Source organism: Pacificimonas aurantium (genome assembly GCF_020092905.1).
Taxonomy (GTDB): Bacteria; Pseudomonadota; Alphaproteobacteria; order Sphingomonadales; family Sphingomonadaceae; genus Pacificimonas; species Pacificimonas aurantium.
In genome coordinates, this window is the sequence record NZ_JAGSGB010000001.1 from 655,633 (window position 1) to 670,948 (window position 15,316).

General features: G+C 64.4%; 16 protein-coding genes and 1 tRNA gene. 5 read left to right on the forward strand and 12 right to left on the reverse strand.

The genetic code is table 11. The features are described 5' to 3' along the window. Positions 1 to 15 precede the first annotated feature (15 nt). Genes rarD through KCN53_RS03285 form a run of 3 tightly spaced genes read right to left on the reverse strand, consistent with a single transcriptional unit; the run spans position 16 to position 1,941 of the window. Entirely contained in the window at positions 16 to 897 is an 882-nt protein-coding gene (rarD, locus tag KCN53_RS03275; protein WP_088711456.1) for an EamA family transporter RarD, read from the reverse strand. Between the two features lie 2 nt (positions 898 to 899). Continuing rightward, positions 900 to 1,454: a dCTP deaminase gene (gene dcd, locus KCN53_RS03280; RefSeq protein WP_088711455.1), complete on the reverse strand. Its 555-nt coding sequence runs from the start codon at positions 1,452 to 1,454 to the stop codon at positions 900 to 902. Between the two features lie 4 nt (positions 1,455 to 1,458). Next, complete coding sequence (locus KCN53_RS03285; protein ID WP_088713322.1) at positions 1,459 to 1,941, reverse strand: UPF0262 family protein; 483 nt, start codon at positions 1,939 to 1,941, stop codon at positions 1,459 to 1,461. Positions 1,942 to 2,070: 129 nt separating this feature from the next. On the opposite strand from KCN53_RS03285, the gene KCN53_RS03290 reads away from it, so the two are divergent. Further along, positions 2,071 to 3,270, forward strand: coding sequence for a polysaccharide pyruvyl transferase family protein (locus KCN53_RS03290; protein ID WP_088711454.1), 1,200 nt, complete (start codon positions 2,071 to 2,073; stop codon positions 3,268 to 3,270). Here the strand turns inward: KCN53_RS03290 and KCN53_RS03295 are convergent. From KCN53_RS03295 to KCN53_RS03310, 3 genes are all read right to left on the reverse strand, one after another. Then, positions 3,267 to 4,754: a lipopolysaccharide biosynthesis protein gene (locus KCN53_RS03295; protein WP_088711453.1), complete on the reverse strand. Its 1,488-nt coding sequence runs from the start codon at positions 4,752 to 4,754 to the stop codon at positions 3,267 to 3,269. The genes KCN53_RS03290 and KCN53_RS03295 overlap by 4 nt on opposite strands. 73 nt (positions 4,755 to 4,827) lie before the next feature. Then, the gene (locus tag KCN53_RS03300; RefSeq protein WP_172406164.1) at positions 4,828 to 7,539 is read right to left on the reverse strand and encodes a M10 family metallopeptidase; all 2,712 of its coding nucleotides are present in this window, start codon (positions 7,537 to 7,539) and stop codon (positions 4,828 to 4,830) included. A 364-nt stretch (positions 7,540 to 7,903) separates the two neighbouring features. Then, a tRNA-Arg gene (locus KCN53_RS03310) sits at positions 7,904 to 7,980 on the reverse strand. A gap of 269 nt (positions 7,981 to 8,249) precedes the next feature. On the opposite strand from KCN53_RS03310, the gene KCN53_RS03315 reads away from it, so the two are divergent. Then, the gene (locus KCN53_RS03315; RefSeq protein ID WP_143712169.1) at positions 8,250 to 8,687 is read left to right on the forward strand and encodes a hypothetical protein; all 438 of its coding nucleotides are present in this window, start codon (positions 8,250 to 8,252) and stop codon (positions 8,685 to 8,687) included. On the opposite strand, the gene KCN53_RS03320 is transcribed toward KCN53_RS03315, so the two are convergent. The 6 genes from KCN53_RS03320 to hisG all read right to left on the reverse strand — a co-directional run bounded on the left by KCN53_RS03320 (position 8,684) and on the right by hisG (position 13,542). Further along, a complete protein-coding gene (locus KCN53_RS03320; protein WP_172406163.1) occupies positions 8,684 to 8,830 on the reverse strand; it encodes a hypothetical protein in 147 nt (48 codons plus the stop codon). The two genes, KCN53_RS03315 and KCN53_RS03320, sit on opposite strands and share 4 nt — an antisense overlap. A gap of 131 nt (positions 8,831 to 8,961) precedes the next feature. Beyond that, positions 8,962 to 10,101, reverse strand: a complete 1,140-nt coding sequence (dapE, locus tag KCN53_RS03325) for a succinyl-diaminopimelate desuccinylase (protein ID WP_088711450.1) — start codon at positions 10,099 to 10,101, stop codon at positions 8,962 to 8,964. Then, entirely contained in the window at positions 10,094 to 10,912 is an 819-nt protein-coding gene (gene dapD, locus KCN53_RS03330) for a 2,3,4,5-tetrahydropyridine-2,6-dicarboxylate N-succinyltransferase (RefSeq protein ID WP_088711449.1), read from the reverse strand. Before dapD ends, dapE begins: the two co-directional genes overlap by 8 nt. Beyond that, positions 10,909 to 11,607, reverse strand: coding sequence for a pyrimidine 5'-nucleotidase (locus KCN53_RS03335; RefSeq protein WP_088711448.1), 699 nt, complete (start codon positions 11,605 to 11,607; stop codon positions 10,909 to 10,911). Before KCN53_RS03335 ends, dapD begins: the two co-directional genes overlap by 4 nt. Next, the gene (gene hisD / locus KCN53_RS03340; protein ID WP_088711447.1) at positions 11,604 to 12,896 is read right to left on the reverse strand and encodes a histidinol dehydrogenase; all 1,293 of its coding nucleotides are present in this window, start codon (positions 12,894 to 12,896) and stop codon (positions 11,604 to 11,606) included. The genes KCN53_RS03335 and hisD overlap by 4 nt, the downstream gene beginning before the upstream one ends. After that, positions 12,883 to 13,542 (reverse strand): ATP phosphoribosyltransferase, encoded by a 660-nt coding sequence (hisG, locus tag KCN53_RS03345; RefSeq protein ID WP_088711446.1) that lies wholly within the window; start codon positions 13,540 to 13,542, stop codon positions 12,883 to 12,885. Before hisG ends, hisD begins: the two co-directional genes overlap by 14 nt. Before the next feature lie 222 nt (positions 13,543 to 13,764). On the opposite strand from hisG, the gene KCN53_RS03350 reads away from it, so the two are divergent. The 3 genes from KCN53_RS03350 to infA all read left to right on the forward strand — a co-directional run bounded on the left by KCN53_RS03350 (position 13,765) and on the right by infA (position 15,315). Then, the gene (locus KCN53_RS03350; RefSeq protein WP_172406162.1) at positions 13,765 to 13,983 is read left to right on the forward strand and encodes a hypothetical protein; all 219 of its coding nucleotides are present in this window, start codon (positions 13,765 to 13,767) and stop codon (positions 13,981 to 13,983) included. 2 nt (positions 13,984 to 13,985) lie between these two features. Beyond that, entirely contained in the window at positions 13,986 to 15,020 is a 1,035-nt protein-coding gene (locus KCN53_RS03355) for a DUF2332 domain-containing protein (protein WP_088711444.1), read from the forward strand. A 76-nt stretch (positions 15,021 to 15,096) separates the two neighbouring features. Beyond that, entirely contained in the window at positions 15,097 to 15,315 is a 219-nt protein-coding gene (infA, locus tag KCN53_RS03360; protein WP_088711443.1) for a translation initiation factor IF-1, read from the forward strand. The last annotated feature ends 1 nt before the right edge of the window (position 15,316 follow it).

The window sequence follows — 15,316 nt, forward strand, 5'->3', positions numbered from 1 at the left end:
TAACTGTTCGGCCGTTCAGCGCGCAGGGCGCGGTTTGCGTTCCTTGAAGCCTCCCAGAGAGAAGGCCGCAAGTCCGGCCCAGATAAACATGAACGCGGCGAGACGCACCGGGTCCATGGGCTCGCCGTACAGAAAGACCCCGAGCAGAAATACCAGGCTGGGAGCAATATACTGCAGGAACCCCAATGTGGAGAGAGCGAGCCGGCGCGCGGCGTGGCCGAACAGCGCCAGCGGAGTACACGTCACCACTCCGGCCAGCATCAGGATGGCGGGCAGGGGCCAGGGTTCACCGAGCAGGCCGGCAGGCTGCGACAGCAGCCAGAACAAGGCGATGGGGGCCAGCAGCGCGGTTTCGATGAACAGTCCGGTGAGCGCATCGACGGCAGCGCGGTTGCGGGCGAAGCTGTAAAGGGCGAAGGCCGCGGCGATCCCGAGGCTGACGAGGGGGACGCCGCCGGCGGCGACGGTCATCACGCCGATTCCTGTCAGCGCAAGGGCGATCGCCGTCTTCTGCCATCGGTTCAGCCGCTCTCCCAGCAGCGCAACGCCGAGCGCGGTATTGAAGAGCGGCTGGATGAAATAGCCGAGACTTGTATCGAGCACGCGGCCATCGAGCACCGACCAGGTATAGAGGTACCAGTTCGCGCCGATCATCGCGGCGGAAAAGCCCAGCCAGGCAAGGAGTTTCGGTTGCCTCAGCGCCTGCCTTAGCGCCGTCCAGCGGGAAAGCGCCGCGATCACGGCCAGGATCGTCAGGCTGGACCAGAAGATCCGGTGCGCGAGCACGTCCATGGCTGGCACGCCTTGGGCGAGTTTGATGTAAAGGGGCATCAGGCCCCACATGACATAGGCGCCGAGCCCGGCTCGCAGGCCGGCGCGCCGTTCGGCCTCGCGCATCGCTACAGTTTCGGAAGGGTCACCCCGCGCTGGCCCTGATATTTGCCGGCACGGTCCGCGTAGCTGGTCTCGCAGGGTTCGTTGCCCTGAAGGAACAGGAACTGGCACGCCCCCTCATTGGCGTAAACGCGCGCGGGCAGGGGGGTGGTGTTGGAAAATTCGAGCGTCACATGCCCCTCCCAGCCCGGCTCGAGCGGCGTCACGTTCACGATGATGCCGCAGCGGGCGTAGGTCGATTTCCCGAGGCAGATGACCAGGACGTCACGGGGAATACGGAAATACTCGACCGTGCGCGCCAGGGCGAAGCTGTTCGGGGGGATGATGCAGCAGTCCGTCTTGCGATCCACGAAGCTGTTCGACTGAAAATTCTTCGGGTCGACGACGGCGTTGTCGACATTGGTGAAGATCTTGAAGTCTTCCGCCACGCGCGCATCGTAACCATAGGAGCTGAGCCCGTAGGAAATTGTGCCTTCCCGGCGCTGCCCGTCCTCGAACGGTTCGATCATCCCTTCGGACCGCGCGCGCTCGCGAATCCACTTGTCCGACATTACCGCCACGAACTCATCCCTTGATGTGAAGCACGCAGATCAGCGTGAATAGACGCCGGGCCGTATCGAAATCGACCTCGATCTTTTCGGCAAGCCGCTGCTGGAGCAGTTCCGCGGCATCGTTGTGAATGCCGCGCCTTGCCATGTCGATGGTCTCGATCTCGTGCGGCGCGCGCTCACGAATGGCCTGATAATAGCTTTCGCAGATCGCGAAATAGTCGCGGATCGTGCGCCGGAACGGCGAGAGCGGCACGATCACAGTATCGAGAACGTCTCCTGCCTCGGTCTTGACGTCGATGGCAAGGCGCCCCTCCTGCACATGCAGGAAAATGACATAGGGCCCCGGATAATCGGCCGCGGCCTCGGTCAGCACGCGAAACGAATTGCCTTCAAGCAGGTCGAAGATGGCCACGCGCCGTTCCTGCTCGATATCGGCATTCCGCCACAGGATCGTGCGGTCGTCGAGCGACACATCGGCAATGCGGTAATCGGCCATCAGAAGCGGCCTTAGCAGCCGCAATTGGCAAATGGCAGGTGCATTGCACTCTGCCGGAAGAGGCGGGCGCAGCGTGCGCGGTTGCGCCCCCGCTGGACACGCCTGCCGGTCGCGGTAGACCCTTGCGTCATGAAACGCCTGGCCCTTCGCGCCGCCCTCGCGCCGCTCCGTATCTCCCATCCGCCGGACGGCCGCGGGGCTGCGGCCATTTTCGCTCCCGCGAGCGGAGGCAGTCTTGGCGACCAGGCCATGGTCGACGCCACCGCCCGGAGAATTGCCGCGCGCGGTCTTGAGCCGATCGTCGTCCAGCAGGAAAACTGGGATCCGATTCCCGTCAGGTCCAATGTCCTGCGCCTTGTCTCGGACGGCTTCGGCGCCGGCTTTGCCGCCTTCGCCTATCGCCTCGCCTCGCGTTGCCGGCATGCCATCTTCATAGGAGCCGACGTGGCCGACGGGGTCTACGGGCCCGGCACGCCGCGCTGGTTTCTGCGCATGACGGACGCCCTGACGGCTGCGGGAGTGGACTGCCGGCTCGGCCCCTTCAGCGTATCAGAGACGCCCAATGAGCAGGTTCTTCGGGACTTCGCTGCGCGGGCTGCGCTGAAAATCTACGCGCGTGATCCGGTCTCGGCGCGCCGCTTCGAAAAGCATACCGGTCGCCGGCCCGATCTCGCCACCGATCTCGCCTTCGGCCTGGTTCCCGAACTGACGGCTTGCTGCGTGCCGGCGGCCGACTGGATCGCGGCGCGCGGTGCTGCGGGCGGCCGCGCCATCGGCGTGAACATCTCCACCCATGTGACGCGCCAGGGTCCCGGGAAGGTCGAAGCGGTGGCGGACGGGCTCGCCGCCTGGCTTCGCGACCATAAGGAAGACGGGCTTCTGCTGATGCACCATGACGTCAGAGGCGAGGGCGGCGGTGATCTGGCCTTGTCGCGCGATCTCGCCGCCCGCCTTGCCCCGGAGTTCGGGCAACGCATCGACCGCTTGCCGGAGACCGCCTCCGCCTGGGACGTCAAGGCACTGGCGGGCGATCTCGACTTTGTCTTTACCGGGCGCATGCACCTCGCCATCGCGGCGCTCGGCCGCGCGACGCCGGTCGCGGCGCTCGTCTATCAGGGAAAGTTCGAGGGACTGTTTCAGAATTTCGGACTGGACGCCGCGAAATTCTGTACCGATCTGCCCTCGATGACGGCCGAGCGCGTCACGTCGCTGTTTGCAGAGATGGCTGCGAGAGCGGACGATGTCCGCAGCCATGTCGAAGCGAGGCTGCCGGAAGTGGAGGCACTGTCCCTGTTACCGGTCAGGGAGATCGGCACAGCTCCGGCCTAGACCGCTCGCCGCCCCGATACCTTTCCGAGAAGCTGGGAGACGAGGCGGAGGATTTCCTGCTCGGCGCCCCGCGGCCGTCCGCAAGCCACCCAGAGGGCGAGATGCACGGCGACATAGATGACGGCGCCGCCTGCAGCGACGCCGAACAATTCGAACCACATGGCCTCCGGTGTCTCTACGGACCATCCGAAACGGCTGCGCCAGGCGAGCACGGCACCGGCCATTGCCGCGATGCCGATCAGCGTGCGCCAGACGGCGGCGAACTGGTCTGCGAGTTTCAGGCCGATCAGATAGCGCACCATCGTCGCCGACAGGGCGATCATCATGAATCCGGAGAAAAGCCGCGCGGCGAGGAGTCCGGGCAGGCCCGCCAGGAAGAGCGCGCCCAGCGCCAGCGGAGCCCGCACAACGAAATTGATAAGGGTCCGGTAGAACAGGATCTTCGTTGCGCCGACCGTCATCGCGATGGGCTCGGAAGGCATAGTAAAGGCGCGCGCGGCGAAGAAGACGCCCAGCGTTTCGATGACGATGATCGCGCCAGACCATTTCTCGCCCATCAGGAGAAGGATGACGGGTTCCGCCACCAGCGCGAAGCCGATGCCAAGCGGCATTGCAACGGCGAATACGACGCTCATCGACTGGAGGTAGACGCGCCGTAGCTGGTCGGCGCGGTCCTTCATGGTCGAAAAGGCGGGATAGAGCAGCGACGTGAGCGGGCGCGTGGCCTCCCGCACCGGCAAGGCGGCGAGGTCGTCGCCGACGACATATTGCCCGAGCGCGGACTGCCCCAGGATGCCGCCGATGAAGAACTGGTCGAGCCTGAAATTCAGCGTCGACAGCACCGTCCCTGCAGACAGCCAGCCCGTGAACCCCCAGATCGTGCGCCATTCCTTCAGGGTTGGCCGCGGCAGGTAGGGAAGGATTGCATAGCTCGCCACCAGAGAGGCGGCGCGCCCGGCGACCGTCCCGAGAACGAGTGCCCAGTAACTGCCGGTCAACCAGGCAATGAGGATCGCAGCCACGACAGCGGCAAGTTTCTCGCTGATCTGCAGGACGAATTCCTGCCAGAATTGCAGCTTTCGCTGCAACGCGACCAGCGCGGGGTTGGCGAGTCCCGGCAGCAGCATCCCGCCTGCTATGACGAGGATCAGGGGGGCAAGGCGGGGATCGTCATAGACAAGGGCCATCGGCCAAGCCGCAATGGCGAGGCCGGCCGCAATCAAAAGCGAGCGTGCGAATGTCAGGGTAAAGGCCGTACCGAGATGGTCGTCGGTAACCTCGTCGAGCCGGACCAGAGCGGCCGTGGCCGACATCGTAAACAACGAAGAGAGAACGGCATTCACCGAGACGGCGATGGCCACCAGTCCGAAGTCGGCCGGTGTCAGCAGCCGCGCCAGGACCAGCGTGCTGACGAGGCCGAGGAGATTGAAGCCCAGACGGGCTCCCATCAACCAGCCGGCGCCCCGCAGCAGCTTCGGCCGCATTGCAGCCACCGATATCGTCCCCCTGACATCATGACCGCGATCCGCGCGGCGGCGCGGATCGCGTCAGCGATGCTTAGGCGATGAACGGCAGGTCGTCGATATGCATGTCCGGCGGAAGCATTTCCACCAGCGGCAGTATATCGGCTGGCGGGGTTTCGGCAGCGAAAGCATCGGAGGCAGAAGCGGGACTATCGTCCATCTGGAAGATGCGGATATCCGCAAGCTCGACGCTGGCCGCCTCGTTACCGTCGTCGTCCGCGGCAAAGTAGATGCGGTCCTTCGTTCCGCTCAGATATTCTCCGAGGGGGATAAGGAATTCCTGCCACTCACCGTCGCCCGTATAGACGAAATCGTCGATACCGAAGCTCTGGCTTCCACCGAGCTGGAAAAGTTCGGTCTTGTCGAGGCTATTGTCGTCATCGAAGCCGATGCCGATAATCTCACCGACAGCATCACTACGGAACCGGAACGAGACGTAGCTGTTCTCATCAATGTCGTAGCCAACAGCGAGCGACTTCCAGCTATTTCCCTCAAGGAGGATGCTATCTTCGGTGCGCTCGAGAGCCGTGACGCGGTCGTCCTGGCCTGCGTAGCCAGAGATGGCGAGCGCGGAAAGATCGAGCGTTTCGTCGGAGGCGGAGGGCGGGCCCTCGGACTCTTCGAAGATCACGAGGTCGCGAATTTCGATATTCGCCTGTTTCGCCCCATCATCGTCATTGACGACGAGCAGCGAGGTCATGAAGCCCTGCAGATAGTCACCGACCGAAATCTCGAACGTCTGCCAGTCGCCGTCACCGGTGTAGGAGAAGCCGCTGATACCGTAGCTCTGGGTTCCGGCGAGCTGGAAGAATTCGTCCGCATCGGTACGGCCGTCGGAGTCGAAACCGATACCCTGGATTTCGCCTTCGACGGAACTGCGGAAGTCGAACCGGATGATGGTATCCGCGGTCACCTCATAGTTGAGATCGAAGGTCTTCCAGCCATTTCCGGTGAACAGGAAGGAATTGTCCGTACGTTCGATCGCGGCGACCGTTTCGCCCTGGTCGGCCAAACTTCCGATTGTGGACTGGGTGAAGTCGAAACGGATCCCGCCATCGACCGGATCGACGGGAGCGGCGGCATCCTCGATGAGCTGCACGTCGCGGAACTCGGCGAGGCCGGCTGCGCCGCTATCGGCGTCGACGACGATGCTGAGATAGGGGAAGTTGCCGGTGAAAAACTCACCCACCGGGATTTCAAAGGCCTGCCAGTCGCCGTCGCCGGTATAGGAAAAGCCGCCTGTGCCCCAGGAATCACTGCCTGCGAGCTGGAAGAACAGGTTTTTGGAGATGCTGCTGTCGGTTTCGAGCCCGATGCCCATGATCTCGCCCTCAGCGGACGTCCGGAACTCGAAGCGAAGCACCGTATTTTCAGTGACGTTGTAGTCCAGCCCGAACAGCTTCCAGGTGTTGCCGCCAATCTCGAGCGAACCGCTGCCAGTCTCGAGCGTGGTGACGGACACGTCCTGCGCCGTCCCGCCATAGCTGAACATCGCGGCGGCGGCGAAGTCGAACACCTCGTCCTGCGCCGTTTCGGCTTCGCCCAGCAAGGCTGCGTAAGTCAGGAGCGTGTCGCGGAACTGCACCGCTTCGATATCATCGAACAGGGTGTCGTAGCCGTCCGCGCCGCTGATGTAGAGCGTTCCGTTGGCTTCGGCGATCGTGACTTCGGTGCTGACGGCATCGATCGTGACGATGTCGTACCCGTCGCCGCCTCGAAGAATATCGTCGCCCGCTCCGCCGAGGAGGCTGTCGTCGCCGGCACCGCCCGTCAGGATATCGTGTCCGTCGAGGCCGGACAGAACATTGGCCGCATCGTTTCCGGTGATCGTATCATCGCCGGAGCCGCCGACGCCGTTCTCGATCACCGCGCCATATGCGATGGCGAGGTTGCTGGAGAGATCGGCGGCAATGTCGGAATAGGCCCCTTCGCGCAGGTCGAGGGTCTGGTTGGCGCTGAACCCGCTCAGGTCGATCGTATCGGTGCCGCCCGCATCCCAGATGGTCAGGATCGGCTTGGCGTTGACCGCGAAGTCAAAGATCCTGTGCCCGTCATTGCGGTTGAAGCCATAGACCGTATCGCCGGTCCGGGTCGTGGTATCGACGCCGTAGATCTGCTGGATGGCCATGACATCGTACAGCATCGGCGTCTGGGCCCTGAGGCTCGTGCCCGCGAACCAGTCCGCCCCGGTATTCGAGGCGGTGAAATATGACATCACCGTATATTGGTAGCTGTCCTCCGCGAACATCCACCCGTCCGAGGTCTTGCCATATTGGGGGGAGCCCCCGTTGTAGTTGCCGGCATGATCCAGTCCGAGCGCATGGCCAAGCTCGTGGATAATCGTCTGGAAGCCGTAATTGCCTGGCGACGGATTGTTGAAATTTCCATGGCCCTCGCGCAGCCAGACCGAACCGCTGATGCGGTCCACCGTCGTCGTCTGCATATCGGCGCGGGAGGGGTAGTAAGCGTGGGCGTAGCTTACGCCGGTGCTGCTGGTCGAGACCTTGATATCGGCGGTGTTACCGTCGGCGGCTTCGACGAGCGAGACGGGGATGAGATCGTCCCAAAGCTGCACAGCGAGACGGGCGGCCTCCTGCTGGGTTGCGGTCGCGGCCGCGAACCCGTTGGACTCGGTATAGGTGGACGCAAAATCGCCGCTGGTCGGAAATCCGAAGCTGATCTCGCTGGGGAGGCCGAGGGAGGTATATCCGCCGTTGCTGAGATACCAGAAATTGCCGCTATCCAACTGATCTACAAGCGCCGTATTGATATCGGCGACACTGGCGATCTGCGAAGATGAAGCGACAATAACGTCGGTTGCGGCAAGAATACCCGAACCGGTTGTCTGGAAAGAAGTGGCCCCCGCCGAATCAATCCCCGTCGAGCAAACTTGGCACATAACAAAAAACCTCGTAACACTAATCAGTTAGTACACTGACGTGCCAGATTTGCCCACGGCACCACCCCTTAATAGGACCTATACCGGAAACACGGTGTATGGGCCTAGGCAAATATCAGAACTCGGCAAAAGATTCCGGTTGTCCCAAACCGGGATCGCGCCACGTCCGACACGTCAGACCCATCTACGAATTATCATTTGTTATGGTTCATGGCGCGCCCGAAAGGATTCGAACCTCTGACCCCCAGATTCGTAGTCTGGTGCTCTATCCAGCTGAGCTACGGGCGCGCACTGAGCGTGGTCCCTTAGTGGGGTGACACACGCAGTCAAGCGGCGAAATTTTTCGCCGTCTTAACAAATGTTTGCGAGGCACTTGCCAGAATGTGAAAGCCGCGTACAACGGCCACAACATGACAAGATTTCCGCCCTTTGCCCGATGGTTGCCCGTCCTGCCACTGGGACTCATTGTCGCATGCGCATCTTCGGGAGAGGGTCCGTATCCCAGCCTGGCTGTCCGACCAGGTATGCCGGCGGGGTCGTGCGCGCCGCTGACGACAATGCCCGGGACCGCCGCAACTGACGAAGCTGCCGCATCCGGGGAAGCTGGACCTGCGCAGGAACCGGCCCGGCTGTTCGACATCGCCGCGCGTCCCGAACCGGACGCGCTGTCAAGCCGCTTCGCCGACGTGCGCGCGCAGTGGCGCAGCCTACGGGACGACATCCTGGGTGCTAACGGGGCTCGCCGCGACCTCTTGATGGGGCGAGCCGAAAGCCGTTTCCTTCAGTTCGCGGCGATGGAGGCGGATCTTGCCATCTACCGGGCGCAATTCGCCGACCTCGAGGCCTTTGCGTCGCGCGAACCGGATCTGGCTGCGTTGTGGGAAGAGTTCGCGGCTTTTCGCGAGGAAGCGATTTCGAGCGGGGGCGGCGTGCCCCCAGCTGCGACCGCGAGAGGCGCCGCGCCGCGCGTGCCGACCGGCTGCGCGGCCGGCTAGCGAGGCAGATCCACTGACCCGCTATGCTGCGCGGTTGCCGGTTCCGGCGCCAGCGTCGGGAGGCCGAGCAGCAGGGAGATTGCCAGGAATATCAGGCTGAGCGCGGTGCGCGCCCAGGATGCGCCGTTCGAAATTCGGTGCATTGCCGGAATGCCCCCTTTATCTTGCGACCAGCACACTGCGGACAGACCTGCTGGCCTTGGTTGCGGCCTGTGTAGCCGCGAGGGGCTGAAGAAAATGCTAAGGGCGAAACGATCGGAGCGCCGGCCAGCGTTCAGGCGGGAGGGCTGGCGAAATAGCCTTCGATAATCCGCCGGTAGACGCGCGCGAGTGCTTCGATGTCGGCGACCGTGGTGAGTTCGTCGAACTTGTGCATCGTCTTTCCGACCAGACCGAACTCTATCACCGGACAATAGCTGCGGATGAAACGCGCGTCGGACGTGCCGCCGGATGTCGAAAGCTCGGGAGCGCGACCCGTTTCCGCCTCGATGCTGGCGGCGATGAGGTCGGCAAACGCCCCCGGGCCGGTAAAAAAGGCTTCGCCGGAGATGATCGGCGTCACGTTCGCCTTCGCCGTGACCTCCTTGGCCGTTTCCTCCACCCAGGCGGCGAGGTCGGCACCCCGGTGGCCATCGTTGAAGCGAATGTTCAGTCGCGCCCGTGCCTGCGCCGGAATGACGTTATGAGCCGGATTGCCGACTTCGAGGTCGGTCACCTCGAGATTAGAGGGCTGAAACCACTCATTGCCTTCGTCGAGCACACGCGCCTTCAGACGGGACAGGATCTCTACCAGGTGCGTGATCGGATTGTCGGCCATGTGCGGATAGGCGACATGGCCCTGCGCACCGTTCACCTCGATCCAGATATTGACCGAACCGCGCCGGCCGATCTTGACCATGTCGCCGAACCGCTCCCGGCTCGTGGGCTCGCCCACCAGGCAGTGATCGGGAATCTGCTTCTCGGCCTCCATCCAGGACAGAAGCGCCTTGGTGCCGAATGTCGCCGGACCTTCTTCGTCGCCCGTGATGACGAAGCTTAGCGATCCGTCCCCGGTGTCCGCCGCCGAAGCAGCCGCGGCGAAGGCGGCAATGGCTGTCTTCATGTCGTTCGCGCCGCGCCCGATCAGGATGCCGTTCTCGACGCGCGCCTCGAAGGGCGGGGCGCTCCAGCCGTCCTCCGCGCCCGGAGGCACGACGTCGGTGTGACCGGCGAAGGCAAGGTGCGGGCCGCCCTCGCCCTTGCGTGCGAACAGGTTTGCGACCGGGCCATCCGGCGCTTCACCCTCCAGATGGCGCCAGACGCGGAACCCCGCATTTTCCAGCGCGTCCGCCAGCACCGCTTGCGCGGCGCCGGTGTCGGGCGTCACGCTCGGCACGCGGATCAGGTCGCGGGCGAGCGCGACGGGATCAATCACGCAGCAGCTCGTTGGTGGAGGTCTTCGAGCGCGTCTGCGCGTCGACTTCCTTGATGATGACTGCGCAGGCGAGCGAGGGACCACCGGCGGGGTCCGGCAGGGTGCCGGGTACCACGACGGAATAGGGCGGGACTTCGCCGCGAACGACTTCACCGCTGCCGCGGCGTACGATTTTCGTGGAAGCGGTGATGAAGACCCCCATGCCGATCACGGAGCCCTTCCCGACGCGGACGCCTTCGACGATTTCGGACCGCGCGCCGATGAAGCACTCGTCTTCGATGATCGTCGGCGTCGCCTGCAGCGGTTCGAGCACGCCGCCGATGCCGGCGCCCGCCGAGATATGGCAATTCTCGCCCACCTGGGCGCAGCTTCCCACGGACGCCCAGGTATCGATCATCGTTCCTGCGCCCACATGCGCACCGATATTGACGAAGCTAGGCATCAGCACCGCGCCCTTGCCGATATGGGCGCCGCGCCTGACAAGGCTGCCGGGAACGGCGCGAAAACCTGCGCGGCGGAAGTCCTCTTCGGTCCAGCCAAGGAATTTCGACGGCACCTTGTCGAACCAGACCGCGCCGCCGGGTCCGCCTTCGATCAGGTCCATATCGTTGAGGCGAAAGGAGAGCAGAACAGCCTTCTTCAGCCATTCGTTCACGCGCCAGCCGCCCTCGCCGTCAGGCTCGGAAACGCGCGCCTCACCGCGGTCCAGCGCGCTCAGCGCCGCCTCCACGGCCTCACGCAGCTCGCCGCCGGTTTCCGGCGAAATATTGGCGCGGTCGTCCCACGCCTTTTCGATCAGTGCTTCGTTCATTTTGTTTCCCATTCGGATAGCCAGTCGCCGAGATCTTCGATGACGAGATCGATCGCGCCGGGGTCGGCGTCGTACCCTGCGCTCTCGCTGCCATTGTCGATCCAGATCGTGCGCATCCCCAGCGCCTTTGCCGGGACGAGGTTCCGCGCCATGTCTTCGACGAAGGCCGCTCGCCGGGGCTCGATACTCAGCCGGTCGCAAAGATCGGCATAGACGGCCGGGTCAGGCTTGGGCCGGTAGTTCATGGCGTGAATGTCATGGACGTGTTCGAAATGATCGTGCAGTCCGAGCCGTTCCAGCACCCGGCGCGCATAGCTCTCGTCGCCATTGGTGAAGACCAGCTTGCGGCCGGGCAGCGCTTCGATGCCGCGCGCTACCCGCGGATCCTCGCTCAGCGCGGTCATCTCGATATCGTGGACGAAATCGAGGAAGTGGTGAGGATCGACGCCATGTTCGTCCATCAGGCCGCGCAGCGTGGTGCCGTGCCGGTGAAAGAAATCCTTCTGGATCCTGCGTGCTTCGACAGCGTCGACGCCAAGCTCGCGCGCGATGAAAGCGCCCATCTTCTTGTCGATCAGCGAGAACAGGTTCGCGCTCGCCGGATAGAGCGTGTTGTCCAGATCGAACAGCCAGGTCTCCACGCCGCGGAAGTCCGGCCTGTCCTTTGCGCCTCTCGCGGTCTTCGCATCGCTCATCGCCGGGCCAGCCGCCGTTCGATCGAGAGCGCATGCGCCGGAAGCTGTTCGGCATGGGCGAGCGCGGCGGCGGCGGGCCCCAGTTCGGCCATCCCCGCGGCGGACACGTTGAGGAAGGTCGTGCGCTTCATGAAGCTCGCCGTGCCCAGTCCGCTGGAAAAGCGCGCCCGCCGCCCTGTCGGCAGCACATGATTGGGGCCGGCCAGATAGTCGCCGATCGCCTCGGGCGTCTGGTAGCCGAGAAACACGCTGCCGGCGTGACGCACCGCATCGAACAGCGGGGCCGGATCCGCCATGGCAAGCGCCAGATGTTCGGGAGCCAGTGCGTCGATCAGGGGCGCGGCGTCCATCAGGGCTGAAACCGTGATGATGGCCCCGTTTGCATCCCAGCTTTCCCGCGCCGCGGCTTCGGTGGAGATGGCGGCAAAGGCCGCCGGCAACGCGGCGTCGACCGCATCGGCCAGATTCGCGCTGTCCGTGATCAGGATCGACTGGCTCGTGGGATCGTGTTCGGCCTGGCTGAGGAGATCGGCGGCCAGGACCTCCGGGTCCGCCCCCTCGTCTGCGACGATGAGGATTTCGGAGGGGCCCGCGACCATGTCGATACCGACGCGCCCGAACATCTGGCGCTTCGCCTCCGCGACATAGGCGTTGCCCGGCCCGGCGATCATGTCGACGGAGGGGATTGTCTCGGTGCCGAAGGCGAGTGCGCCCACCGCCTGCGCGCCGCCGACACGGTAGACTTCATCGATGCCCGCGAGATCGACCGCAGCGAGGATGTGGGGGTCGATGCGCCCGCCCGGCGCGGGCGTCGTCATGACCAAATGCTCGACTCCCGCCACCTTCGCCGGGATCGCGTTCATCAGCACGGAAGAGAATAGCGGCGCGCGTCCCCCGGGCACATAGATGCCAGCGCGTTCCACAGCCGTGTATCGCCAGCCGCGAACCGTACCCGAATCTTCGGTCTCGCTGTGGTCTGCAGGCATCTGAGCCTCGTGAAAGGCGCGGATGCGCGCGGCGGCGAGCGCCATGGCATCGGCCACGGCCGGGTCGATGTGCGCTTTCGCGTTTTCAATGTCGGCAGACGGTACCCGCAGTCCGCCCTCGGCGGGATCGAAGGCGTCGAAGCGGCGGCAATAGTCCGCCAGCGCCTCATCGCCGCGGGCGGCCACCTGCCGCACGATATCGGCCACAACCGCCGATACGTCGTCCGACGCTTCGCGGCGGTCCGCGACCAGCGCGGCGAATTTCGCCCCGAAGTCTGCCGACCCGGCGTCAAGCCGCTGCATCGGCCGCCTCCCTGAATCGTGAAATCCAGTCGGAGAGGATGGCGCCTTTGCGCTTGAACGCGGTGCGTGAGACGATCAGGCGGCTCGTCACCTCCGAAATCGTTTCGACTTCGACGAGGCCGTTTGCCTTCAGCGTTGCGCCCGAGGAGACGAGATCGACGATACGGCTCGTCAGGCCAAGCGCGGGAGCTAGTTCCATGGCGCCGTTCAGCTTCACGCATTCTGCTTGTACGCCGCGCGCGGCGAAATGGCGGCTGGTCGTGTTCGGATACTTCGTCGCGACGCGCACATGGCTCCAGAGGCGAGGATCGTCGTCTTCGGCAAGCGCCTTCGGTTCCGCAACCGACAGACGGCACGCGCCGATGCCCAGATCGACCGGCGCATAAAGGGCGTCGTAGGAAAACTCGTCGACAACGTCGCTGCCGACGATCCCGAAGTCCGCCGCGCCGTGAGCGACGAAGGTTGCCGCGTCGAAGGCGCGAACGCGGATGATCGACAGTCCTTCGACATTCGATCCGAACTGGAGGGCCCGGCTGGAGCCGTCGTGAAAATCCGCTGCGGGTTCGATCCCGGCAGCCGCCATCAGGGGCAGGGCTTCGTCGAGAATTCGGCCTTTCGGGACCGCGAAGGTGAGGGTTTCGCTCATAAGACTGATAAGACCTGGTTGCGGACGGCGTCGGTATGAACCGGCACGGGGGTCGGGGATGTTTTTGTTGGTCCGGCTGCTATACGGGGCGGCTGACGCCCGCAAGGCGGGCGGGTTGGGAGAAGAAGACTGGTCGATCTGGATAGCCTTTGTGATGCAAGTTTTCGCTGGGCGAATCTGTCGCTGCGCTGGGCCGAGATGATGGTGGCAAGCGCGTTCGTGGTGAATCGGCGGACCGGCCTGATGTGGAGCGCGGCGGAGGATCCGCTGAACGCAGACCTGGACGAACTGGGCCGCATGGTCCCGGAAAAGGCCGCCGCCTTCTACGAGGGGCTCTCGGACATGGGCCGGGCGCGCGATCCGCTGGATGCCGCCGAACGCCTCCTGGATCCCATCCACAAACGCGCGACGGCAAACGCCCGGCGTTTGCGCGGGGCCTGATCTTGGCCGGGCGCCCCTTCGCCGAGCAGGCGGACTGGTGCCTTCGGATGAATTCTCCATTCATGGAGCGGCTGTGCCGCGCGCTCGACACCGTCCTTGACGAGAGGACGGAAGTCGGGCGGCGCGTGCTGGAATGGCCCGGCGACCCGCATACCGATGCGATGCCGATGCGCGTTACGGGCGGGCTGAATGCTCTGCGCCGAACCGGCCGCGCGCCGGGCCTGACCTCTCTCTATCCGCCCGCGCCGCTCGCGCCGCTGCCGGAATTCGAACAGGTACTCAGCTCCGTCCTCGGAGAATTCGACCAAGACCTGTTGCCCTGGCTCGACGGGCCGCCGCAGACGAATGAGACCGGACGGGCGGGGGCGCTCTTTCCCGGGCTGATGCTCATCGCGGCGCGGACCGGTCTGCCGCTGCGCCTGTTCGAGCTCGGGGCGAGCGCTGGCCTCAATCTCCGGCTCGACGACTATGCGTATCGCCTCGGCGGAATCGAGGCAGGCCGGACCGGAAGCCCGGTCCGGATCGAACCTCAGTGGTCCGGGTCGCCGCCCCTTTCCGCGTCCCTCGAAGTCGCCGAACGGCGCGGCGTCGATATGGCCCCTCTGGACGTCACCGACCCAGATGTGCGCGAGCGGCTGATGGCGTTTTGCTGGCCCGACCAGAGCGACCGGGTCACGCGGCTGGAGGCAGCCCTAGACCTCGCCGCGAAGGATCCGCCCCCGATCGACAAGGGGGACGCGGCGGACTGGACCGAACGCATGGTGGAGCCGCGGTCGGGCACGGCGACCGTCGTCTTTCACTCAATCGCGTTCCAATATTTCCCCGAGGAGACCAAGCGGCGGATCGAGGACCATCTCCACCGGCGGGGAACGGCCGCCTCCGCCGACGCGCCGCTCTTCTGGTTGCAGTATGAGGCCGGCCCGGGCGGTCCGGGGCAGCCGACACGCCTTGGCCTGCGCTCCTGGCCCGAAGGCGGCGAGGAGCATCTCGCCGAAGGCCATCCGCACGGGACTGACCTGCATTGGCATGCGGATTGATTCTCTTGCCTTTCCGCCCCATTTGACGAAAGGGGCTGCGCGCCCATTTTCCGAGACAATCTGCTAAGGGAGCCGGATGGCTAAAGAAGAACTGATAGAGATGCGCGGCACGGTGACGGAATTGCTTCCGAACGCCATGTTCCGCGTACAGCTTGAAAACGACCATGAAATCCTCGGTCATACGGCGGGCAAGATGCGCAAGAATCGCATTCGCGTCCTGGTCGGCGACGAAGTGCTGGTCGAGCTGACGCCCTACGATCTTACCAAGGGCCGCATCACATATCGCTTCAAATAGC

Bases quoted from the DNA above. Each gene is read 5' to 3' on its own strand.
- rarD (WP_088711456.1), bottom strand. From the start codon at position 897: ATGCGCGAGGCCGAACGGCGCGCCGGCCTGCGAGCCGGGCTCGGCGCC.
- KCN53_RS03320 (WP_172406163.1), bottom strand. From the start codon at position 8,830: ATGCACCGAATTTCGAACGGCGCATCCTGGGCGCGCACCGCGCTCAGC.
- KCN53_RS03295 (WP_088711453.1), bottom strand. From the start codon at position 4,754: ATGCGGCCGAAGCTGCTGCGGGGCGCCGGCTGGTTGATGGGAGCCCGT.
- dapD (WP_088711449.1), bottom strand. From the start codon at position 10,912: ATGAACGAAGCACTGATCGAAAAGGCGTGGGACGACCGCGCCAATATT.
- hisG (WP_088711446.1), bottom strand. From the start codon at position 13,542: ATGAGCGAAACCCTCACCTTCGCGGTCCCGAAAGGCCGAATTCTCGAC.
- hisD (WP_088711447.1), bottom strand. From the start codon at position 12,896: ATGCAGCGGCTTGACGCCGGGTCGGCAGACTTCGGGGCGAAATTCGCC.
- KCN53_RS03285 (WP_088713322.1), bottom strand. From the start codon at position 1,941: ATGGCCGATTACCGCATTGCCGATGTGTCGCTCGACGACCGCACGATC.
- KCN53_RS03315 (WP_143712169.1), top strand. From the start codon at position 8,250: ATGCCCGGGACCGCCGCAACTGACGAAGCTGCCGCATCCGGGGAAGCT.
- infA (WP_088711443.1), top strand. From the start codon at position 15,097: ATGGCTAAAGAAGAACTGATAGAGATGCGCGGCACGGTGACGGAATTG.
- KCN53_RS03290 (WP_088711454.1), top strand. From the start codon at position 2,071: ATGAAACGCCTGGCCCTTCGCGCCGCCCTCGCGCCGCTCCGTATCTCC.
- KCN53_RS03335 (WP_088711448.1), bottom strand. From the start codon at position 11,607: ATGAGCGATGCGAAGACCGCGAGAGGCGCAAAGGACAGGCCGGACTTC.